The following is a 22532-nucleotide window of genomic DNA, read 5'->3' on the forward strand; positions in this document are numbered from 1 at the left end:
TGACCGTGAGCACCGACAACCTCGACATCTCCAGGCGGGCCCTGCTGGGCACCGTCGGCGCGGCCGGCGCGACCGGGGTCCTGCTGGGCGCGGCCGGCGGCGCCGCGGCCTATGCCGCCACCACCTCCTCGGACCCGGCGGGCGGGACCCTGGCGGCGGTCGGCTCCACCGCCGTACCGTTCCACGGCGCGCACCAGGCGGGCATCGTCCAGCCGCTCCAGGCCCGCGGCCACCTGGTCGCCTTCGACCTGGCGCCGGGCGCCGGGCGCAAGGAGGCGGTCGCGCTGATGCGCCGCTGGTCGACGGCGGCCGAGCTGCTGATGGCGGGCAAGCCGGCCGGTGACGGGGACACGGGCGTCGCCCTGGACGCCGGCCCGTGCTCCCTGACGGTCACCTTCGGCTTCGGCGCCTCCTTCTTCGACCGCACGGGCCTGGTGGACCGGCGGCCGGCGGAGCTGGAGCCGCTGCCGTCGTTCTCCTCCGACCGGCTGGACCCGAAGCGTTCGGGCGGCGACCTGTGGGTGCAGATAGGCGCGGACGACGCGCTCGTCGCCTTCCACGCGCTGCGCACGATCCAGAAGGAGGCGGGCGCGGCGGCCCGGGTGCGCTGGCAGATGAACGGCTTCAACCGTTCGCCGGGGGCCACCGCGCACCCGATGACCGCACGCAACCTGATGGGCCAGGTCGACGGCACCCGCAACCCCAAGCCGTCCGAGCCCGACTTCGACGAGCGGATCTTCGTCCCCGCGGGTGGTCCGCAGCCGTGGATGGCGGGCGGTTCGTACGCCGTCGTCCGCCGCATCCGGATGCTGCTGGACGACTGGGAGAAGCTGTCCCGGGACCGGCAGGAGCAGGTCATCGGGCGCCGCAAGGCGGACGGTGCCCCGCTGACCGGCGGCAGCGAGACGACGGAGCTCGACCTGGACAGGACGGGCCCGGACGGCAAGCCCGTCATCCCCGGCAACGCGCACGCCCGGATCTCGGCGCCCGAGCAGAACGGCGGGGCGGCGATGCTGCGGCGGCCGTTCTCCTTCCACGACGGGATCGGGCCGGACGGGACGCCGGACGCGGGTCTGCTGTTCATCGCCTGGCAGGCCGATCCACTGCGCGGCTTCGTGCCGGTGCAGCGGAAGCTGGACCGCGGGGACGCGCTGTCGCCCTTCATCCGGCACGAGTCGAGCGGCCTGTTCGCGGTGCCGGGCGGCCCGGCCCGGGGCGAGTACGTGGGTCAGCGGCTCCTGGAGTCGTAGGGCCGGGGGGCGGACTAAGGTGACCGGTATGTCGGCGACTCGCTATACGTATCTCGGTCCCGAGGGCACCTTCACCGAAGCCGCCCTGCGTACGCTCCCGGAAGCCGCCACGCGCGAACTGGTGCCGATGGTCTCCGTCCCCGCGGCGCTCGACGCCGTCCGGAACGGGGAGGCCGCCGCCGCCCTCGTACCGATCGAGAACTCCGTCGAGGGCGGAGTGACCGCGACCCTCGACGAGCTGGCCGCGGGCGAGCCGCTGATGATCTACCGCGAGGTGCGGCTCCCGATCGCGTTCGCCCTGCTGGTCCGGCCGGGTACGCAGCTGTCCGACGTCAAGACGGTGACCGGGCACCCGGTCGCCCAGCCCCAGGTGCGCAACTGGCTGCGGGCCCACCTGCCGGAGGCGGTGTGGGAGTCGGCCGCCTCCAACGCGGACGGCGCGCGGCTGGTCCAGGAGGGGCGGTACGACGCGGCCTTCGCGGGCGCGTTCGCGGCGGCGACGTACGGCCTGGAGGCCCTGGTCACCGAGATCCACGACGCCGAGAACGCGGAGACCCGGTTCGTGCTGGTGGGCCGGCCGGCCCGGCCCTCGGCGCCCACGGGCGCGGACAAGACGTCGATCGTGATCTGGCAGCGCGAGGACCACCCGGGTGCGCTGCTGGAGCTGCTCCACGAGTTCGCGGCCCGCGGTGTGAACCTGATGCTGCTCCAGTCGCGTCCGACGGGCGCGGGCATCGGGAACTACTGCTTCGCCATCGACGCCGAGGGCCACATCGCCGACCGGCGCGTGGGCGAGGCGCTGATGGGCCTGAAGCGCATCTGCGCGAAGGTGCGGTTCCTCGGGTCGTACCCGCGGGCGGGCGTGTCGTCCGGCGAGGTGGTCCCGCCGCGGCCGGGGACCTCGGACGAGGACTTCACCGCGGCCTCGGACTGGCTGGGGCGCTGCCTGGACGGGCGTCCCTGAGGCAGGTCGTGGGCGAGGCCCCCTCGCGGCAGAGCCCGTGCCGGCGGCGCGGGGCCCGGCCGCACCGTGCTCGTGCGGCCGTCGCACCGTGCTCGTGCGGCGATTCCCACAGAGTTATCCACAGGGGCCCTTCTCGACCTGGGGACAAGTCGACATGGCAGAGGCGACACAGCTCTACATCGTCGACAAATCGCCCCAGTCACCCTAGGGCCGCCCACAGGGCGGCATGTCGCCCCTCGTCACCCTCATTCATGGGATCACCCCCTTAGAGGGAGGAATTCCCACTCGAATGAGCGCGCGAAGCGGGTTTGATCAGTGAATCCTGCGGTGCGATGGCCACTTTCGGGGTGATCCATTTCTGCGTCCACAGATCTTCCGCACAGTCTGTGGATAACTCTCGCGCACAGGGAACTCCTGTGGACAACATCCGGCGGGAGTCCGGCCGGGGCGGACCGGCGGCCGGTCCGGGACTTCCCGGAGGCGACAGGCAAGTGAACCGACAGAGTCCCGGGAGCCACCTGGCAGAGGCGCGGAAGCGAACCGGCAGTTGCCCGGCAGAGTCCCGGAAGGGATCCGGCGGAGTCCCGGAAGCCACCGGACAGGGACCCGGAAGAGCCAATTCCGGCGAATGGAATGCCCTCGCGCCCAGCGCGCCCCGCCTTTATCAGCAGCTTTCCGAATTCCGGCAATACGGTCAAAGAGGAGCGCGCGGCCCTATCAAGTGGGGTGGGCCGAGTGCGCGACGGTAGCCTGGTGGGGTGATTGACCTTCGCCTGCTCCGTGAGGACCCCGACCGTGTTCGCGCCTCCCAGCGCGCCCGTGGAGAGGACGTCGAGCTCGTCGACGCCCTGCTCTCCGCCGATGAGCGGCGCAGGTCGTCCGGCGTCCGCTTCGACGAACTCCGCTCCGAGCAGAAGGCGCTCGGCAAGCTGATCCCCAAGGCCTCCCCCGACGAGCGTGCCGAGCTCCTGCAGAAGGCCGAGCAGCTCAAGACGGACGTCAAGGCGGCTGAGGCCGAGCAGAACGAGGCCGACGAGGAGACCCGGCGGCTGCTGCTCCGGCTCGGCAACCTCGTCCACCCCGACGTACCGGTCGGCGGCGAGGAGGACTTCGTCGTCCTGGAGACGCACGGCACCATCCGCGACTTCGGCGCCGAGGGCTTCGAGCCCAAGGACCACCTGGAGCTCGGCGAGGCGCTGGGCGCCATCGACGTGGAGCGCGGCGCGAAGGTGTCCGGCTCGCGCTTCTACTACCTCACCGGCGTCGGCGCGCTGCTGGAGCTCGCCCTCGTCAACGCGGCGATCGCCCAGGCCACGGAGGCCGGCTTCATCCCGATGCTGACCCCCGCGCTGGTCCGGCCGCGCGCCATGGAGGGCACCGGCTTCCTCGGCCAGGCCGCGGAGAACGTGTACCACCTGGAGAAGGACGACTACTACCTCGTCGGCACGTCCGAGGTGCCCCTCGCCGCGTACCACATGGACGAGATCATCGAGGCGGACAAGCTGCCGCTGCGGTACGCCGGCTTCTCGCCGTGCTTCCGCCGCGAGGCCGGCACCTACGGCAAGGACACACGGGGCATCTTCCGCGTGCACCAGTTCGACAAGGTGGAGATGTTCTCGTACGTCGCCCCCGACGACGCCGAGGCCGAGCACCAGCGGCTCCTGGAGTGGGAGAAGCAGTGGCTCACCTCCCTGGAGCTGCCCTTCCAGGTGATCGACGTCGCCTCGGGCGACCTGGGCGCCTCGGCCTCCCGCAAGTACGACTGCGAGGCGTGGATCCCCACGCAGGGCAAGTACCGCGAGCTGACCTCCGCGTCGAACTGCGACGGCTTCCAGGCCCGCCGCCTGTCGGTGCGCCTGCGCGACGGCAAGAAGGTCCAGCCGCTCGCCACCCTCAACGGCACGCTGTGCGCCGTCCCGCGCACCATCGTCGCCCTCCTGGAGAACCACCAGCTCGCCGACGGCTCGGTCCGGGTGCCGGAGGTCCTGCGCCCTTACCTGGGCGGCCGCGAGGTCCTGGAGCCCGTCTCCAAGTGACTCCCTTCCCGTACAAGCTGATCGCGACCGACCTCGACGGCACGCTGCTGCGCACCGACGACTCGGTCTCGCAGCGCACGCGTGACGCGCTCGCCGCCGCGACGGCGGCGGGCGCCGCGCACATCGTGGTCACCGGGCGCGCCGTCCCGTGGACCCGCCACATCCTGGACGACCTCGGCTACGACGGCCTCGCCGTCTGCGGCCAGGGCGCGCAGGTGTACCACGCGGGCGAACACCGGCTGCTGACGTCCGTCACCCTCGACCGCCAGCTCGCGGGCCTCGCCCTGGCGAAGCTGGAGGCGGAGGTCGGGCCGCTGGCCATCGCCGCGAGCCGGGACGGCCTCGACGGCGACGTGCTCGTCGGCCCCGGCTACCGCGTCCAGGAGGGCCCGCTGCCCTACGTGCCGTACGAGGACCCGGCCGAGCTGTGGTCCGCCCCGCTCAACAAGGTCTACATCCAGCACCCCGTCCTGGACGACGACGCCCTGGCGCTCGCCGCCCGCGCGACGGCCGGTGGTCTGGTGGACGTGGTGGTGGCGGGACCGGGTGTGGTGGAGCTGCTGCCGCTCGGCCTGAGCAAGGCGACGGGCCTGTCCCTGGCGGCCCGCCGCCTGGGCCTGAAGTCCGCGGACACGATCGCCTTCGGCGACATGCCGAACGACATCCCCATGTTCGCCTGGGCCGCGCACGGCGTCGCCATGGCCAACGCCCACGACGAGCTGAAGGCCGTGGCTCAGGAAATCACCGCGTCCAACGACGCGGACGGCATCGCCGTGGTCCTGGAGTCGCTGCTCAGCCCGACGGCCTGATCCGCACCGCGGAGCGGGGCGGCGGTGCACGCGCCGCGCGGGCCGGGCTTCGCGGGCGGGCGAACCCCGCACGGCCGGCGTCCGCAGCCTGCGCCACCGCGAGGGGGGCACCGGACCACGGGAGGGGCGGCCCGCGCGACGGATCGCGCGCTCGAAGCGGCCGCCCCCGGGCAGTCGGCCGCGGGCGGCACCCGGAGCGATGGTGACCACTCCCGTGCGCGGCGCCGCGCGCTGCCCTGCTGTGAGCCCGGCGTGCCCGTACTCTCCCCGTCCACGCCGCGCTCTCCCCGGTCCCGTGTGAGCGGTGCCTCATCAATGTGCCCGGACGCACGGCGCGGCGCCACCGAATAACCGGGGCGCCGCGCCGTCGTCCGCGTGCGGACCGGGTGGATCAGAAGTTGATCATGTGGCCGGCGAGCCCGTGCACGGCCTCCTTGACCGCCTCGCCCAGCGTCGGGTGCGCGTGGACGTTCCGCGCCACCTCGTGCACGGTCAGGTCCCACTGCTGGGCCAGCGTCAGCTCCGGCAGCAGCTCCGTCACGTCAGGACCGATCAGGTGCGCGCCGATGATCTCGCCGTACGTGGCGTCGCTGATCAGCTTCACGAAGCCCGTGGTGTCGCCCAGGCCGTGCGCCTTGCCGTTCGCCATGAACGGGAACTTCGCGACCTTGACGTCGAAGCCCTTCTCCCGCGCCTGCTCCTCGGTCCAGCCGAAGCTGGCGATCTGCGGCTGGCAGTACGTGGCCCGCGGGATCATCGGGTAGTCGAGCTCCATCGTCTCCGCGCCAGCGATGGTCTCGGCGGCCACGACACCCATCGCCTCGGCGGTGTGCGCGAGCATCAGCTTCGCCGTCACGTCCCCGATCGCGAAGATGTGCGGCACGGAGGTGCGCGAGCGCCCGTCGACGTCGATGGCGCCGCGCTCGGTGAGCCGGACGCCGGTGTTCTCCAGGCCGTACCCCTCGACGTTCGGCGCGAAGCCGATCGCCTGGAGCACCTTGTCGGCCTCCAGGACCTGCTGCGCGCCGTCCTTGCCCGTGACCGTGACCCGCACCTGCGGACCGGACTCGTCGATCGACTCGACCCGCGTCGACGTCAGCACGTCGATGCCGAGCTTGCGGTACTGCTTCGCCAGCTCCGCCGAGACGTCCTTGTCCTCCAGCGGCGCGATCCGGTCCAGGAACTCGACGATGGTGACCTTCACGCCGTAGTTGTGCAGGACGTACGCGAACTCGATGCCGATGGCTCCCGCGCCCGCGATCACGATCGAGCGCGGCAGCTCGTCGGCGACGATCTGCTCCTCGTACGTGACGACCCGCTCGCTGCGGCGCGTGCCGGGCAGCAGGCGCGGACTGGCGCCGGTGGCGATGATGCAGTGGTCGAACGAGATCGTGGTAGTGGCGCCGTCGCTCTGCGCGACCTGGAGGGTGTTCGCGTCCAGGAAGGTGCCCCGGCCGGTGAACTCCGTGATCTTGTTCTTCTTCATCAGGAAGTGGACGCCCTTGACGCGCCCCTCCGCGACCGTGCGGCTGCGCCGGAACGCCTCGCCGTAGTCGAAGGACACCTGCCCGTCGACCTTGATGCCGTACGTCTTCGCCTCGTGCGTGAACAGGTGCGCCAGCTCGGCGTTGCGCAGCAGCGCCTTGGTGGGGATGCAGCCGACGTTCAGGCAGACACCGCCCCAGTACTTCTCCTCGACCACCGCGACCCGCTTGCCCAACTGGGCGGCGCGGATGGCGGCGACGTATCCGCCGGGGCCTGCTCCGAGTACGACGACGTCGAAGCGGTCTGACATGGCTTGCTCCCCAGGTTGTGAGTGCGTGCGAGTCGTACGGGCCGTGCCGGGTGGTCGCGCCCGTGCCCACAGTAATCCCGGGGAGGAGCCCCCCGCCGACGGTGAGACGTACGCCCTACTCCTCCCCGGCCAGCGTCAGCGCCCGCAGCTTGAGGCCCGCGTACCAGGTCGCCGCCACCGTCACTCCCGCCAGCAGCACCGTCGCCACCGGAAGGCCGACGTCCGAGGCGACCAGGCCCTCCCCGCTGACCTTTTCGGCGACCGCCAGCGCCCACTGCTGCACGCTCAGGGTCCGCGCCCCGGCGATGAGCGAACCGAACAGCGCCTCCCAGACGAGCGCGTACACCAGCCCGATGACGACCGCGTGCCGGCTGACCGTGCCCAGCAGCAGGAACAGCGCGCTGTACGCGATCGAGGCCACCAGCGCCGCGATGGTGTACGCCACCGCCACCTGCTGGCCGTTGCCGTTGAGGATCATCCCGGCGAGGAACGTCGGCACGGCCGAGAAGACCATGGTCACGGCGACCGCCACGGTGAACTTCGTGAGGATGATCGTGGGCCGCTTCACCGGCTTGGCGAGCAGGTAGACGATCGATCCGTCGTCGATCTCCGGTCCGATCGCGCCCGTTCCGGCGATGACGCCGATCAGCGGCACCATGGTGGCGAGCGCGAAGCCGCCGAGGACGTCCGCGGCGATCTGGTCGTCGGCGCCGTTGAAGCCGCGGACGGCGGCCGCGATGAGCAGCAGCAGCCCGGGCAGGACGAAGAGGATCGCGGCCCGGCGGCGGCCGAGCAGCGCCCGGTAGGTGAGCCGGGCGACGGTGGGGTTGTACATGGTCGGGGGTCCCTTCAGGCCGGCGCGGTGGCGCTCAGGCCGCGACGAGGTACGAGAAGACGGACTCGAGGGACTCGTCCGAGGGCGAGACCGTCAGCAGCCGGATCGAGTGCGCGCGGGCGACCTGCGGCAGCAGTGCGGTGAACCGTCCGAAGTCCACGGCCTGGATGCGCAGGCCGCCCTCCGCCAGGTCCACCTCGATGCCGGCCGTCGACGGGTCGGCGATCAGCGCGGCGGCCAGCGCCCGGTCGTCGCTGGACCGGACGAGGTAGCGGTGCGGGCGGTCGGTCATCAGGCGCCGGATGCGGCGGAAGTCGCCGCTCGCCGCGTGCCGTCCGGCGACGATCACCTCGATGTGGGAGGCGAGCTGCTCGACCTCCTCCAGGATGTGCGAGGAGAACAGGACCGTGCGGCCCTCCGCACCCATCCGCCGCAGCAGGTCCATCAACTGCATGCGCTGGCGCGGGTCCATGCCGTTGAACGGCTCGTCCAGCAGCAGCACCGACGGCTCGTGCACCAGCGCCGACGCCATCTTCACGCGCTGGCGCATGCCCTTGCTGTACGTCGCGACCTTGCGGTCCTGCGCGTACTCCATCTCGACCGTGGCGAGGGCGCGTTGCGCCTCGGCGGCACCCAGGCCGTGCAGTTCGGCGTTGGCGACGACGAACTCGCGGCCGGTGAGGAAGTCGTACATCGCCTCCCGCTCCGGTACGACGCCGATCCGCCGGTAGACGGACTCGTTGCGCCAGATTGGCTCGCCGTCCAGGGTGACGGTGCCGGTGGACGGGGCGAGGAAGCCGCCCATCATGTTGATCAGGGTCGACTTGCCGGCGCCGTTGGGGCCGAGCAGGCCCGTCACACCGGGACCGATCGTCATGGTGACGTCGTTGACGGCGACGACGTTGCCGAACCAGCGCGAGGCGTGCTCGATGTGGAGAGTGCTCATGGGCGCAGCCCCATCCTCGGAAGGGTGGTGGTGGGTGACGGGTGGGAGGTCACAGCCCGACCTTTCGGTAGCGGCGCATCAGGACGCCGTAGGAGCCGGCGATCAGCGCGAGGACGGCCAGCAGGTACACCGCGCCGGCGCCGGCGCCCGGTCCGGCCTCGGCCGGGAAGGACGACGTGGCACCCAGGAAGGCGGTCTGCACGCCGTCGATGAGGGTGACGGGGGAGAACAGGCCCAGCCACGGGACGGCGTTCAGTGAGTCGGTGCTCCAGGCGATGGCCTGGAGCGTGGTGACGGCGCCGTACGAGATGGTGAGGGCGGCGATGACGGCGGCGACGCCGAAGCCGCGGCGGGGCGTCAGCGCCGCCAGTACCAGCCCGATCCCGCCGAAGAGCAGTGACAGCAGCGCCACGGAGACCAACCCCTGTGCGAAGCCCTTGGTCTGGTCGGCGAAGTCCATCTTCGCCAGCAGAGACCCGATGTAGAGGATCAGCAGCGGCGACGCGGTGAGGACGAACAGCGCCGACGCCATCGCGCCGTACTTGGCGAGCACGTAGTCGGCCCGCTCGATGGGACGGGAGAAGTACAGCGGGACGGTCTTGAAGCGCAGGTCCCGCGAGACCGACTGCGGTGCCTGGGCCGCCAGGAACAGCCCGATGACGGCCTGGGTGAAGATCGCGTACCGGGTGTACTCCAGCGGCAGTTCGTCGAGCTTGGTGGCGACGGCCACCGCCACGACGATCAGTGCCGGGACGCACATCACCGCGAAGAGGATCATCGGCAGCACCTTGGACTTGGCGCTGCGGCCCAGTCCGTACGCGCCGCGCAGCGACTGCGAGAACAGCGACCGGCGCGCGTAGGCACGGCCCAGGCGCGGCCCGTCGTAGTTGCGGTAGCCGATGTTGTGGATGCGGGTTTCGGCACTCATCGGGCCTGCACCTCCAGGGACTGGGCGGCGGCCGCGTCGGTGCCCGGGCGGAAGACCTCGGCGATGTGGTGGCGGCGCTGTTCCATGCGGACGAGACCGAGGCCGAGGCCGGCGACGGTGTCACGGACGAGGTCGTACGTCTCCTCGCCGGTCGCCTCCAGCAGCAGGATGTGCCCCGCGCCCGGCAGACCGTCCTCCACGCGCGCGTGGAGGGTGATTCCGGCGGCGGTGAGCGCCTCGCGCAGGGCCGCCGTGCCGTCGGGGTGGGTGTCGGTGTCGGTGACCTCGACGGCGAGGGTGGTGGTGATGCGGGTGAAGTCGCTGGTGGAGCTGGAGCGCAGCAGCCGGCCGCCGTCGATGACGACGACGTGGTCGCAGGTGCGTTCCAGCTCGCCGAGCAGGTGCGAGGTGACCAGGACCGAGATGCCGAAGTCCGTGTACACGCGCCGGATCAGTCCGAGCATCTCGTCGCGGCCGACGGGGTCCAGGCCATTGGTCGGCTCGTCGAGGAGCACCAGCTTCGGGTCGTGGACCAGGGCCTGCGCGAGCTTCACACGCTGCTTCATGCCGGTCGAGTAGCCGCCGATGGGGCGGTAGCGCTCCTCGTACAGACCGACGTGGCGCAGGGTGTCGGCGGTGCGCTCCCGGGCCGCGGTGGGCGGCAGGCCGGACATCCGCGCCATGTGCACGACGAACTCGGTGGCCGAGACGTCGGGCGGGAGGCAGTCGTGCTCGGGCATGTACCCGACCTGCTCACGGATGGCGGCGCCGCTGGTGGCGACGTCGAGGCCGAGGACCTCGGCGCGGCCCTCGGTGGCGGGGGACAGGCCCAGCAGGATTTTGATCATGGTGGACTTGCCGGCTCCGTTGGCACCCACCAGTCCGGTCACACCGGGCCCGATGTCCAGGGAGAGCCGGTCGAGAGCGGTCACCCGGGGGAACCGCTTGCTGAGGCTTTCGGTCGCGATCACAGTCACGTCCTCGACGGTAGTGGCGCACACCACAGCGGTCGTCAGACCTGGCGGCTGGATCCGTGTCCGACTCCAGACGTACGGGCCCGTAGGGGAAGACCTCCTGGGGTCGGGTCCGGGTGCCGGAACCGGCCGGTTCGCCGGGGCTTTCCCTCACTTCATCCACAGAGCGTGCACGACTCTTGACTCAGCCGCCGGGCATTGTCACATTCATCAGTGTCAAGTTACGGGCGGGCGGCGGCGGGGAGCGCACTCCCGCACACGGACGGACGGGGTGGCATGGGTTCTGTCGGGACGGCGGTACGCACCACGGAGGAGCTGCGCGGCTTCAGGGAGGTGCAGCGCCTGGCCTACGCCTGCGCGGAGGCGGTCGCCGCGCAGCTCAAGCCGGGCGTGACCGAGCGCGAGGCGGCGCGGATGCAGCGCGAGTGGCTGCGCGAGAGGGGCGTGCGGGACTGGTTCCACCGTCCGTTCGCCTGGTTCGGCGACCGCACGGCGTTCGTGAACTTCCGTGTACCGCTGCAGTTCTTCCCCACCGACCGGCGGCTGGAGGCGGGGATGCCGTTCATCCTCGACATGGCCCCGGTCCACCACGGCTTCACCGCCGACATCGGCTACTCGGGCTGCCTGGGGCTCGACCCCGTGCACGACAGGCTGCTCGCCGACCTGCGCGCGCACCGCGAGCTGATCCTGCGCGAGGTGCGCGAGCGCCGCCCGCTGCGGGAGATCTACGAGGACGTGGACCGGCTGATGGTGCGGCAGGGGTACGCCAACCGGCACCGCGCGTACCCCTTCGGCGTGATCGCCCACAAGGTGGGCCGGGTCAGGGAGCGTCGCTGGTCACCGACGCTCTTCGGGATCGGCACCCAGGCGCTCAAGGGGCTGGCGAGCGACGCCCTGCACGGCCACCGGGAGGGATGGTCGCCGCTGTGGTCGCCCCACCGGTTCTCCGACCACCCGCCGCGGCCGGGGCTGTGGGCGGTCGAGCCGCACCTCGGCTTCCGGGGCACGGGTGCGAAGTTCGAGGAGCTCCTGGTGGTCACGGACTCCCGGGACCCGGAGCAGAGTGCGTTCTGGCTGGACGACGATCTGCCGCACGTGCGGCGCTGGGCGGAGGAAGCGTGAGTCTGCAAGGCGCGCGGGAGCGCTGGGTCCGTACGGGCGGCGTCGAGCTGTGCGTCGCCGAACTGGGGGACGCCGGGCGGCCCACCGTGATGCTCGTCCACGGTTACCCGGACTCCAAGGAGGTGTGGTCACAGGTCGCGGTCCGGCTCGCCGAGCACTTCCACGTCGTGCTGTACGACGTGCGGGGCCACGGCCGGTCCACCGCGCCGAAACCGCTGCGCGGCGGGTTCACGCTGGAGAAACTGACGGACGACTTCCTGGCGGTGGCCGACGCGGTCAGCCCGGACCGGCCGGTGCACCTGGTCGGTCACGACTGGGGTTCGGTGCAGTCGTGGGAGTTCGTCACGGTCGGGCGCACCGAGGGCCGCATCGCGTCCTTCACCTCGATCTCCGGGCCGTCCCTGGACCACTTCGGGCACTGGCTCAAGCAGCGGATGTCCCGGCCCACCCCGCGCAGGGTCGGCCAGCTCCTCGGCCAGGGCGCCAAGTCCTGGTACGTCTACCTGCTCCACACGCCCGTACTGCCCGAGGCGCTGTGGCGCGGACCGCTCGGCAGGCGCTGGCCGTCGCTCGTGCGCCGCCTGGAGAAGGTGCCGGACGACGGCTACCCGACCCCGTCGCTGCCCGACGACGCGGCGCACGGCGCCTGGCTGTACCGGGACAACGTCAGGGCGCGGCTGCGGCGCCCGCGCGCGGACGCCTACGCCCATGCGCCCGTGCAGCTGATCGTCCCCACCGGTGACGTCTTCCTGTCCGAGCGGCTCTACGACGAGCTGGCGCGGTGGGCCCCGCGGCTGGTGCGCCGGACCCTGCCCGCCAAGCACTGGGTGCCGCGGACCCGGCCGGACCGGCTTGCCGCGTGGATCTCCGAGTTCGTGTCGGCGCACGAGGAGCGGGGCGGCGAGCTGCCGGCACCGGTCGCCTCGGGACGGCGCCACGCCGACCGGTTCGGCGGGCAGCTCGTCCTGGTCACAGGCGCGGCGAGCGGCATCGGGCGGGCCACCGCCTTCGCGTTCGCCGAGGCGGGTGCCCGGGTCGTGGCGGTCGACCGGGACGCGGAGGGCGCGGCCCGGACGGCCGAGATGGCCCGGCTGATCGGGGCGCCTGAGGCGTGGGGCGAGGTGGTGGACGTCAGCGACGAGCAGGCGATGGAGAAGCTCGCCGAGAAGGTGGCCGCCGAGTACGGCGTCGTGGACGTCCTGGTGAACAACGCCGGGATCGGCATGTCCGGCTCGTTCCTGGAGACCACGAGCGAGGACTGGAAGAAGGTCCTCGACGTCAACCTGTGGGGCGTGATCCACGGCTGCCGCGTCTTCGGCCGGCAGATGGCCGACCGGGGGCAGGGCGGCCACATCGTCAACACCGCGTCGGCCGCGGCCTTCCAGCCGTCGCGCGTGCTGCCCGCGTACAGCGCCTCGAAGGCGGCGGTGCTGATGCTCAGCGCGTGTCTGCGCGCCGAGCTGGCCGGGCAGGGCATCGGGGTCACCGCGATGTGCCCGGGCCTGGTCAACACCGGCATCACCGCGACGGCGCACTTCGCCGGGGCGTCGCCGGAGGAGGAGAAGCGGAGGCAGCGGAGGGCCGCCCGGCTGTACGGGCTGCGCAACTACCCGCCGGAGAAGGTCGCCGACGCGATCCTGCGCGCGGTGGTGCGCAACGCGGCGGTCGTACCGGTCACCCCGGAGGCCCGCGGGGCGTACCTGCTGTCGCGCGTCGCCCCGCGGAGTCTGCGGGCCCTCGCCCGGCTGAAGCCCCCTGTGTAGCCCTGCCGTCGGGCGGGCGACGTACGATCCCCCGCACAGGGGAGCGCACATCGGGGCAGACAGGGCAGCAGGGAGCGGGCGTGGACGAGCGGGACGAGTACCGGATCGAGGACCTGGCGCATCTCAGCGGCGCCACGGTCCGCACCATCCGCGCCTACCAGGACCGTGGCCTGCTGCCCAAGCCGGAGCGGCGGGGCCGGTCGAACGTCTACGGCACCGCCCACCTGACCCGGCTGCGCCAGATCGCCGACCTGCTGGACCGCGGCTACACCCTCGCCTCCATCAAGGAGTTGCTGGAGGCGTGGGATGCCGGCCGCGGGCTGGGCGGCGTCCTGGGTCTGGTCGCCGAGGTGGACGGCCCGTGGACGGACGAGGAGGCGGACCGGATCACGCGCGCCGAGCTGGACGCCACGTTCGGCGGCACGCCCGACGAGCACGCCGTGGAGGAGGCCATCGAACTCGGCGTGCTGGAGCGCATCCCGGGCCGCGACGACGAGTTCCTGGTGCCCAGCCCGCAAGAGCTCGCTGTGGCGGCCGAGTTGTACGCCGCCGGGGTGCCGCTGCTGGCGATCGCCGGACATCTGCGGGAACTTCGCGGCCAGGTGGAGCACATAGCCAACCGTTTCCTGGAGTTCACCACGGAGCACGTCTTCGCGCGCTACCTGGAGCACCGCCCGCCGTCGGACGCGGACGCGGCGGAGGCGGCGACCCTGGTGCGGCGGCTGCGACCGCTCGCCCAGCAGACGGTCGACGCCGAACTCGCCCGCGCCATGCGGACGATCGCCACCCGGCACCTGCAGCAGCACCTCGCACCCGGCACCCCGGCGCCGCAGGACGACGCGTCACGGTCCGTGACCCTGCCCGCCGCGACAATCCGGGCCGTTCATCAGCTCGTCGGGCCGGAGAACGCGTCGGTGTTCATCACCGCGGCCACCGAACGCGAGCTGCACGCACGGACCTTGGACGCCCTGACGGCACACCGCGGCTCACGGGGTGATGTTGGGGAAAAGCCTTGAGAAGCAAGGGTGGTTGTCCACAGAACCGCCAATTCCCCTGTGGATAACGCCGGTTACTTGTGGACCAAACCTGCCGCGCTGAATTTCCATGGCGCCGTGTGCGTGATCCCTGACACGCTGCGAGCATGAAGGACATGGACGACAGACGCGCCGTGAAGGTGTCGAAGTACCTGTCGAAGCACCTGCGCCACCAGCCCGAGCGGATCGGGCTCACGCTCGACCCGCACGGCTGGGTCGCCATCGACGATCTGCTGCGGGCCACCGCGGAACACGGCATGCGCATCAGCCGCACCGAACTGGAGCACGTCGTCGCCGTCAACGACAAGCGCCGCTTCACGATCGACGGCGAGCGGATCCGCGCCAACCAGGGCCATACGGTCGACGTCGACCTCGACCTGCCGCCGGCCCGTCCGCCCGCGTACCTCTACCACGGCACCGTCGCCCGCGCCCTGCCCGCGATCCGCGCCGAGGGCCTGCGCCCCATGGCCCGCCACCACGTCCACCTGTCCCCCGACCGGGAGACCGCGACCCGCGTCGGGGCACGCCGCGGCCGGCCCGTGGTGCTGTCCGTCGACGCGGGCGCGATGCACCGCGACGGCCACGTCTTCCACGTCACGGACAACGGCGTCTGGCTCACCGACGCCGTGCCCCCGGCGTACGTGCGCTTCCCGGACTGAGGTCCGGGAAGCGCACGTACGCCGGGCGGTGCGACGGATGCGGGCCGCCCGGCTGCGGCGCGGGGCGGCCTGCCCGGCCGGGGAGACGATGGCGGCGCGGGCGCGCACCGGCGTGTCCGCGCTTCGCGGCCGGGAGCCGCGGGGGAGCCCAGCGCCCGGGGGGGTCCTGCGACCGTGAAAGGCTTAGGCGAGCTGGGCCGGCGCCTCGTTCGCGATCCGCTCGAAGACCACCGGATCGGCGGCGAACCGGGTCTCGGGGATGGGCGTGTGGAGCACGATCTCGGTGAAGCCCAGTTCCCGGTGGCGGCCCGCGAAGTCGACGAAGGCGTCGAGCGACTGCAGCGGCGCGCTGCCCTCCGGGGTGAAGCCGGTCAGCAGGACCTTGTCCAGCTCGGCCGCGTCCCGCCCCGCCTCCGCGCACGCCTTGCCGAGCCTGACGAGCTGGCCGCGCATCGCCTCCAGCGACTCCTCGGGCGTCCCGGTCTCCGCGAGCTTCGGGTCACCGGTCGTCACCCACGCCTGACCGTGCCGGGCCGCCAGCTTCAGCCCCCGCGGCCCCGTCGCCGCCACGGCGAACGGCAGGCGCGGCCGCTGCACGCACCCGGGGATGTTCTGCGCCTCGTGCGCCGAGTAGAACCGGCCCTCGTGCGTGACGGTGTCCTCCGTCAGCAGCCGGTCGAGCAGCGGCACGAACTCGGCGAACCGGTCGGCGCGCTCGCGCGGCGACCACGGCTCCTGTCCGAGCGCCGCCGCGTCGAACCCCGTGCCGCCCGCACCGATGCCCAGGGTGATCCGGCCGCCGGAGAGGTCGTCGAGCGAGATCAGCTCCTTGGCGAGCGTGACCGGGTGGCGGAAGTTCGGCGAGGTGACGAGCGTGCCCAGCCGCATGCGCTCGGTGACTCCGGCGGCGGCCGTCAGCGTCGGCACCGCGCCGAACCAGGGGCCGTCACGGAAGGGGACCCGCCACGACAGGTGGTCGTAGGTGTACGCGGCGTGGAAACCGAGCTGCTCGGCCCGCAGCCAGGCGTCACGGCCGCCCTCGTGCCAGCGGCGGAACGGAAGGATCACGGTACTCAGGCGCATGCACCGACCCTACGCGGCGCCACCGGCATCCCCGGCCGGGCCGGCGCCCCGAACGCCCGCGACCGGCCGGGCCGCGGCCCGTTACCGGCCATTCCCGGTGGCTCACATGTGCGCAAGGCCACACGGGTGTGCACCGGGGTGCGGGAGAATGAAGGGGTGACCTTCTCAGCGACCTCTCCCCGACCGCAGCCGACCGCACGCCCCCGTACCCGGCTGATCGCCACCGACCTGGACGGAACGCTGCTGCGCGACGACAAATCGGTCTCGGACCGTACGGTCGCCGCGCTCGCCGCCGCCGAGGAAGCGGGCATCGAGGTCTTCTTCGTCACCGGCCGTCCGGCCCGCTGGATGGACGCCGTGGCCGACCACGTCCACGGCCACGGGCTGGCGATCTGCGCCAACGGCGCCGCCGTCGTCGACCTGCACGCCGGGGGCCGGATGCTGGAGGTCCGCCCGCTGGAGCGGGACGCCGCCCTCCAGGTCGTACGGGCCCTGCGCAGGGAGGCCCCCGGCACGGCGTTCGCGGTGGAGTTCACCACCGGTTTCCACCACGAGCCGGAGTACGTCCCGCTCTTCATGGACGGTGTCGCCACCGTCGCTCCCGTCGAGAAGCTGCTGCACGAGGAGGAGCCCGGCACCGGCGCGCCCATCCTCAAGGTGCTCGCCCACCACTCCGAACTCACCCCGGACGGCTTCCTCGCCCTGGCCCGGACGGCCGTGGGCGACCGCGCCGCCATTACCCGGTCGAGCCCCACGGCCCTGCTGGAGATCAGCGGCCTGGGCGTGTCCAAGGCCAGCACCCTCGCCCTGTGCTGCGCCGAGCGCGGCATCTCCGCCGACGAGGTCGTGGCCTTCGGGGACATGCCCAACGACATCGAGATGCTGTCCTGGGCGGGCCGCTCGTACGCCATGGGCAACGCCCACCCGGACGTCATCGCGGCCGCCTCCGGCCGTACCGTCGCCAACAACGACGACGGCGTGGCCGTGATCATCGAGGACATCCTGGCGGTCGGCCGCTAGGAGGTGCCCGCACGGTAGCGCCATCCGCCCACCGGCCGGAGCTTTGCGGATACCGCCCAGGCCCCACCGCGGCGGGTCCGACGCGGCGACGCACGCTGCCGGGTGCCCGACCGGCGGGGGTCACCCGTGCAGCCGCACCCCGTGCTCGCGCAGCCAGGGGACCGGGTCCACCCCGGAGCCGAGGTATGGCGTCAGCCGCACCTCGAAGTGCAGGTGGGGTCCCGTCGAGTTGCCCGTCGTCCCCGCCTGCCCGATCCACTGACCGGTCCGCACCCGCTCGCCGCTGACCACGGCGGGCGCTGCCAGATGCGCGTACTGCGAGTACCAGCCGTTGTCGTGCCGTACGACGACCTCGATGCCGAAGGCACCGCCGCAGGACACGGAGTGCACCCGCCCGGCGCCGATCGACCGCACCGGGGTGCCCAGATCCACCGCGAAGTCCTGTCCCGTGTGCCGCCGGGCCCAGTGCGCGCCGGCACTGTCGAACCGCGACGACAGCCGGTACCGGTCCACGGGCGCCACCCAGGGGCGGCCGCCGGCCGCCGGGCGCCCTTCGCTGCCGGATGCGGCTGGCCCCGCTCCGGAGGACCCCTTCGGGCCTGCGGCTCCCGTGAGCCCTGCCGCCCCGGCCTTCGCGACGGCCCCGGATCTCCCGGCTGCGACGGCCTCCCGGCCCTTGCCCCGCCTCTCCGGGGCCGCGGGCTTCCCCACCGCCCCAGCCTGTCCCCGAGCCTTCCCCCGGGCCCCCGCACCCCCCGGAACCCCCGGCCTCTGCGAGGCTTCCGCCGCGCCCGACACCGCGCCCTTGCCGCCGCTGGTGCCCTCTGACGCAGCGGCCCCACGACCGGCCCCGGCCGCCGCGGCCCCGTGATCGGCCCCGTGATCGTCGTCCGTTCCCGCCGCCCCCGGCCTCCCGGCCGCCCCGCCGTCCGGGAGGCGCAGCCGTACCGCATCCCGGCACCGGCCGGTCGCCACACTGCGCTCCGCCTCCGCGTGCAACCGCCGCTGCGCCTCCGCCAGCCGCGTCTCGATGCCCCGCTTGACCGCGGCGAGCCGGGCCGTACGGGTCTCCAGGTCGCGCCAGGCGGCCCGCGCGTCCACCTCGGCGAGCGCCAGGTGCCGCGCGGCGGTACGGGCCCGCTCCATCAGCCGGTTGACGGATCGCGCCGCCTGCCCGGCGACCCGCTGCGCGGTCATCACCGCCTCCGGGGCCTCGGCCAGCAGCAGCCGCGCGGTCAGGGCCAGCGAGCTGCCACCGCGGTATTGCACCCGCGCCACCTCGCCGACCCGGTCGTACAGGACCGCCAGCTCCCGCCGCTTCCCGGCCAGCTCCTCCTGGAGCCGCAGGGCGGTACGGCGCTGCGCGGCCGCCGCGTGCCGGCCCTGCTCGTACGCCTCCGTCGCCCGGCCCGCCTCCTCGAACAGCAGCGCCACCTCCGCCCCCACACCGACGGGCCCGTCGGACCGGTCGTGTCCGGTCGCCGGGCTCGGCTGGGGGAGCAGGACGCACAGCACCGCCACCATCAGCGCGAGCAGCGGCCGCCGTGCGGGGTGAGGGCCCTGGCCGGGACGGAGAACCATGCAGGGATGGTGACGCCGCCGGCACCGCTTCCCGTGCACCCGGGCGTCTCCTACCGCCGACCGGTCTACGTCCGTACGCCACCCGGCCTAGGTCCTGTCGATCAGGCCGGCTCCCGCAGGCCCTCCGCCGCCCGCTCACGCTCCAGCATGCGCCCCAGCGGCCCGTCGACCGCAGCGAGTTCCGCGTACGGGCCGTGCTGTACGGTCCGGCCGTCGTCCAGGACGACGACCTCGTCGACCGCGTCGAGGCCTTTGAGCCGGTGGGTGATCAGCACGGTGGTGCGTCCCTCGGTCGCCCGCAGCAGGTCGTCGGTGAGCGCGTCGGCCGTGGCGAGGTCGAGGTGCTCGGCCGGCTCGTCGAGGACGAGGACGGGGAAGTCGGCCAGCAGTGCCCGGGCGAGCGCCAGCCGCTGGCGCTGACCGCCCGACAGCTGGGCGCCGTGCTCCCCCACGAGGGTGTCCAGGCCGTCGGGCAGCGCGTCGACCCAGTCCAGCAGCCGGGCCCGGTCCAGGGCGCCGCGCAGGTCGGCGTCGTCGGCACCGGGACGGGCCAGACGCAGGTTCTCGCGGACCGTGCTGTCGAAGATGTGCGCGTCCTGGGCACACAGCCCGACGACACGGCGTACGTCGTCACCGTCGAGCGCGGTCGCGTCCACACCACCGATCCGGTACGTGCCCGCCCGGGCGTCCAGGAAGCGCAGCAGCACCTGCGCCACGGTGGTCTTGCCCGAGCCCGACGCGCCGACGACGGCGACCCGGCGCCCCGCCTCCAGCCGCAGCGTGAATCCGGCGAGGGCGTCCCGGTCCTGGCCGGGGTACCGGGCGGCGAGCCCGCACACCTCCAGCGGGAACGGCCCCGCCGGCGGCGCCGTCGGCCGCAGCGGCTCCTGTACGGGGACGGGCGCGTCGAGCACCTCGTAGACCCGCTCGGCACTGCGCTTGACGCGCTGGTGGTACTGGACGGCCAGGGGGAGTCCGGCGACCGTCTCGAACGCCGCGAGCGGTGTGAGGACGACGACCGCCAGCGTCAGGCCCTCTATTCGTCCGTCCCGTACCGCCTGCACCCCCACGAGCGCCGCAGCCGCCACCGTCAGGCCGGTGACCAGCGCGGACAGCCCGCCGCCGAGCGCGGTGGCGGTGGCCTGACGCCCTGCGATGCGGGTGAGCGTGCGGTCGGCCTCCCGCACCCGCTCCATACGGCTCCCCAGGGCCCCGGAGACCGTGAGCTCGGCGCAGCCGCGCATCAGGTCGACGATCCTCACCGCCAGCGCACCACGCGCGGGGGCGAGGCGCCGCTCGGCCCTGCGTGCGCAGGCACCGCTGAGCAGCGGCACGCCGACCCCGGCGGCCATCAGGCCGAGGGCCAGGACGAGACCGGCCTCGGGCAGCAGCCACCCGGTGAAGGCGACGGCGCCCGCGCCCACGACCGCCGCGCTCCCGGCAGGCAGCAGCCAGCGGAGCCAGTAGTCCTGGAGGGCGTCCACGTCGGCGACGAGCCGCGACAGGAGGTCACCGCGGCGCGCCGTGCGCAGCCCGGCGGGCGCGACACGCTCCAGCCTGCAGTACACGGCGACCCGGAGATCGGCGAGCATGCGCAGCACGGTGTCGTGCGACACCAGACGCTCGGCGTACCGGAACACGGCCCGCCCGATGCCGAACGCGCGCGTCGCCGTCACGGCCACCATCAGGTACAGCACGGGCGGTTGTTCGGAGGCCCGTGAGATCAGCCATCCGGACACGGCCATGAGGCCCACGGCCGACCCCAGGGCCAGGCTTCCGAGCGCGAGCGCCGCCCACAGCCGGCCCCGCCACTCCCCCGCCGTGTCCCGGATCCGGCCCAGCACTCCGCGGCCCGGAGCCGCCGCGCCGGACGTGTCGTCCGGGTGCCCTGAGGCTTCCGGTCCGGGTCCAGGGCCCGATCCCAGGAGGGGGGCCGCAGCACCGTCCTGGCCACCGCGTCCCGCGTATGTGTCCTCCGCGGTCGCCGCGTCCCTGGAGTCACTCCCCGAAGGGCTCCCCGGTCCGGCCGCGACCCCGGCCCGGGGTTCCCTCTTGGCGAGGACCCCGCCGGGGCTCCCGGCGGGGGAGACCCGCAGTTCGACCACCCGGTCCGCCAGCGCCAGCAGCGCCGGCCGGTGCACCACCAGCAGCACGGTCCGCCCTGCGGCGAGCCGCCGCACCGCGTCGGCCACCGCCGCCTCGGTCTCACCGTCCAGCGCCGCCGTCGGCTCGTCGAGCAGCAGCACCGGCCGGTCCGCGAGGAACGCCCGCGCGAGGGCGAGCCGCTGCCGCTGGCCCGCCGACAGGCCGGCGCCGTCCTCGCCCAGCACCGTCCCCGCACCCGCCGGAAGGGCGTCGACGAACGCGGCCGCGCCCGCGTCGCGCAGCGCCCGCGCCACCGCCGCGTCATCGGCGTCGGGCCGGGCCAGCCGCACGTTCTCCGCGATGGTCCCGGCGAAGAGGTACGGCCGTTGCGGCACCCACGCGACGCGTTCCCGCCACCGGTCCAGGTCCAGCGACCGGAGGTCGGCACCCCCGACCAGGACCCGGCCACCGTCGGCCACGGGCTCCACGAAGCCCAGCACCACATCCAGCAGCGTGGACTTGCCCGCCCCGCTCGGCCCGACCAGCGCGACCGTCTCGCCCGGCCGGACGACCAGCGACGCCGCGTCCAGCGACGGCTCCGCCCGGCCCGGGTGGCGCACGGTGACACCGTCCAGCTCGATGCGCACCGAGGCCGGCGCGGCTCCGGCGCCCGTGTCCCGTACCGGGGTCTCCAGTACGGCGAAGATCTCCTCCGCCGCCGACAGCCCCTCCGCCGCCGCGTGGTACTGCGCCCCCACCTGCCGCAGCGGCAGGTACGCCTCGGGCGCCAGGATCAGGATGACGAGCCCCGTGAAGAGGTCCAGGTCCCCGTGGACCAGCCGCATACCGACGCCGACCGCCACCAGGGCGACCGACAGCGTGGACAGCAGCTCCAGCGCGAAGGACGACAGGAACGCGATCCGCAGCGTCCGCACCGTCGCCTGCCGGTACTCCGAGGTGATCGCCCTGATCGACTCCGCCTGTGCCTTCGCCCGGCCGAACACCTTCAGGGTCGGCAGACCGGCCACCACGTCCAGGAAGTGCCCGGACAGCCGCGACAGCAGCTTCCACTGCCGGTCCATGCGGGCCTGGGTGGCCCAGCCGATGAGCACCATGAAGACCGGGATCAGCGGCAGGGTCCCCACGATGATGGCCGCCGACACCCAGTCCTCGGTGACGATCCGGGCCAGGACCGCGACCGGCACCACCACGGCCAGCCCCAGTTGCGGCAGGTATCGCGCGAAGTAGTCGTCGAGCGCGTCCACTCCCCGGGTGGCCAGCGCCACCAGCGACCCCACCCGCTGCCGGCTCAGCCACCCGGGCCCCAGCGCGGCCGAACGCTCCAGCAGCCGCCCGCGCAGCTCGGACTTGACCGCGGCGGCGGCCCGGTGGGCGGCGAGCTCGGTCAGCCAGGCCACCAGCCCCCGTCCCACGGAGACCGCCGCCAGCAGCCCCAGGGGCGCCATCGATCCGGAGACGTCAAGCCCCCGCTGGAAGGCGCCCACCACCACCTCGGCGATGAGCATCGCCTGGGCGACCACCAGTCCCGCACCGAGCAGGCCGAGCACCACCACGCCGACCAGGAAGAGCCGGGTGGCACGGGCGTACCGGAGAAGACGCGGGTCGATCGGTTTCACGTGAAACATTC

16 protein-coding genes and 1 pseudogene are annotated in these 22532 nt (G+C 73.1%); 9 read left to right on the forward strand and 8 right to left on the reverse strand.

Annotation, left to right across the window (positions count from 1 at the left end):
- Positions 1–5: 5 nt before the first annotated feature.
- The 4 genes from efeB (at position 6) to ACIA79_RS22390 (ending at position 5059) form a co-directional block, all read left to right on the forward strand.
- Positions 6–1250, forward strand: a complete 1245-nt coding sequence (gene efeB, locus ACIA79_RS22375) for an iron uptake transporter deferrochelatase/peroxidase subunit (protein ID WP_399430090.1) — start codon at positions 6–8, stop codon at positions 1248–1250.
- A 28-nt stretch (positions 1251–1278) separates the two neighbouring features.
- Positions 1279–2214, forward strand: a complete 936-nt coding sequence (gene pheA / locus ACIA79_RS22380) for a prephenate dehydratase (RefSeq protein WP_399430091.1) — start codon at positions 1279–1281, stop codon at positions 2212–2214.
- 758 nt (positions 2215–2972) lie between these two features.
- Positions 2973–4250, forward strand: coding sequence for a serine--tRNA ligase (serS, locus tag ACIA79_RS22385; RefSeq protein WP_399430092.1), 1278 nt, complete (start codon positions 2973–2975; stop codon positions 4248–4250).
- Positions 4247–5059: an HAD family hydrolase gene (locus tag ACIA79_RS22390; RefSeq protein WP_399430093.1), complete on the forward strand. Its 813-nt coding sequence runs from the start codon at positions 4247–4249 to the stop codon at positions 5057–5059. Before serS ends, ACIA79_RS22390 begins: the two co-directional genes overlap by 4 nt.
- Positions 5060–5450: 391 nt before the next feature.
- On the opposite strand, the gene lpdA is transcribed toward ACIA79_RS22390, so the two are convergent.
- The 5 genes from lpdA to ACIA79_RS22415 all read right to left on the reverse strand — a co-directional run bounded on the left by lpdA (position 5451) and on the right by ACIA79_RS22415 (position 10534).
- Positions 5451–6854: a dihydrolipoyl dehydrogenase gene (gene lpdA, locus ACIA79_RS22395; protein ID WP_399430094.1), complete on the reverse strand. Its 1404-nt coding sequence runs from the start codon at positions 6852–6854 to the stop codon at positions 5451–5453.
- A gap of 115 nt (positions 6855–6969) precedes the next feature.
- On the reverse strand, positions 6970–7689 hold the full coding sequence (locus tag ACIA79_RS22400; RefSeq protein ID WP_399430095.1) for an ABC transporter permease: 720 nt from the start codon (positions 7687–7689) through the stop codon (positions 6970–6972).
- Between the two features lie 34 nt (positions 7690–7723).
- Positions 7724–8635: an ABC transporter ATP-binding protein gene (locus ACIA79_RS22405; RefSeq protein ID WP_399430096.1), complete on the reverse strand. Its 912-nt coding sequence runs from the start codon at positions 8633–8635 to the stop codon at positions 7724–7726.
- Positions 8636–8684: 49 nt separating this feature from the next.
- The gene (locus tag ACIA79_RS22410; RefSeq protein WP_399430097.1) at positions 8685–9563 is read right to left on the reverse strand and encodes an ABC transporter permease; all 879 of its coding nucleotides are present in this window, start codon (positions 9561–9563) and stop codon (positions 8685–8687) included.
- Positions 9560–10534 carry an ABC transporter ATP-binding protein gene (locus ACIA79_RS22415; protein WP_399430127.1) on the reverse strand — a complete coding sequence of 325 codons (975 nt, stop codon included), beginning with the start codon at positions 10532–10534 and terminating at the stop codon, positions 9560–9562. The genes ACIA79_RS22410 and ACIA79_RS22415 overlap by 4 nt, the downstream gene beginning before the upstream one ends.
- 279 nt (positions 10535–10813) lie before the next feature.
- Between ACIA79_RS22415 and ACIA79_RS22420 the strand changes: the two genes are divergently transcribed.
- The 4 genes from ACIA79_RS22420 to ACIA79_RS22435 all read left to right on the forward strand — a co-directional run bounded on the left by ACIA79_RS22420 (position 10814) and on the right by ACIA79_RS22435 (position 15115).
- Complete coding sequence (locus tag ACIA79_RS22420) at positions 10814–11659, forward strand: M24 family metallopeptidase (protein ID WP_399430098.1); 846 nt, start codon at positions 10814–10816, stop codon at positions 11657–11659.
- Positions 11656–13422, forward strand: coding sequence for an SDR family oxidoreductase (locus tag ACIA79_RS22425; protein WP_399430099.1), 1767 nt, complete (start codon positions 11656–11658; stop codon positions 13420–13422). Before ACIA79_RS22420 ends, ACIA79_RS22425 begins: the two co-directional genes overlap by 4 nt.
- Before the next feature lie 80 nt (positions 13423–13502).
- Positions 13503–14438, forward strand: a complete 936-nt coding sequence (locus tag ACIA79_RS22430) for a MerR family transcriptional regulator (protein WP_399430100.1) — start codon at positions 13503–13505, stop codon at positions 14436–14438.
- A gap of 134 nt (positions 14439–14572) precedes the next feature.
- Entirely contained in the window at positions 14573–15115 is a 543-nt protein-coding gene (locus ACIA79_RS22435; protein WP_399430101.1) for an RNA 2'-phosphotransferase, read from the forward strand.
- A 183-nt stretch (positions 15116–15298) separates the two neighbouring features.
- On the opposite strand, the gene ACIA79_RS22440 is transcribed toward ACIA79_RS22435, so the two are convergent.
- Positions 15299–16198 (reverse strand): LLM class flavin-dependent oxidoreductase, encoded by a 900-nt coding sequence (locus tag ACIA79_RS22440; RefSeq protein ID WP_399430102.1) that lies wholly within the window; start codon positions 16196–16198, stop codon positions 15299–15301.
- 156 nt (positions 16199–16354) lie between these two features.
- On the opposite strand from ACIA79_RS22440, the gene ACIA79_RS22445 reads away from it, so the two are divergent.
- Complete coding sequence (locus tag ACIA79_RS22445) at positions 16355–17218, forward strand: Cof-type HAD-IIB family hydrolase (RefSeq protein WP_399430103.1); 864 nt, start codon at positions 16355–16357, stop codon at positions 17216–17218.
- A 120-nt stretch (positions 17219–17338) separates the two neighbouring features.
- Here ACIA79_RS22445 and ACIA79_RS22450 read toward each other — a convergent pair.
- Together ACIA79_RS22450 and cydD are read right to left on the reverse strand one after the other, a co-directional pair.
- Positions 17339–17752 (reverse strand): annotated as a pseudogene (locus ACIA79_RS22450) (M23 family metallopeptidase); the annotation flags it as partial.
- Between the two features lie 1148 nt (positions 17753–18900).
- Entirely contained in the window at positions 18901–22530 is a 3630-nt protein-coding gene (cydD, locus tag ACIA79_RS22455; RefSeq protein WP_399430104.1) for a thiol reductant ABC exporter subunit CydD, read from the reverse strand.
- Positions 22531–22532 lie beyond the last annotated feature (2 nt).

This window comes from Streptomyces sp. NPDC051310, assembly GCF_044455245.1.
Lineage (GTDB): Bacteria > Actinomycetota > Actinomycetes > Streptomycetales > Streptomycetaceae > Streptomyces.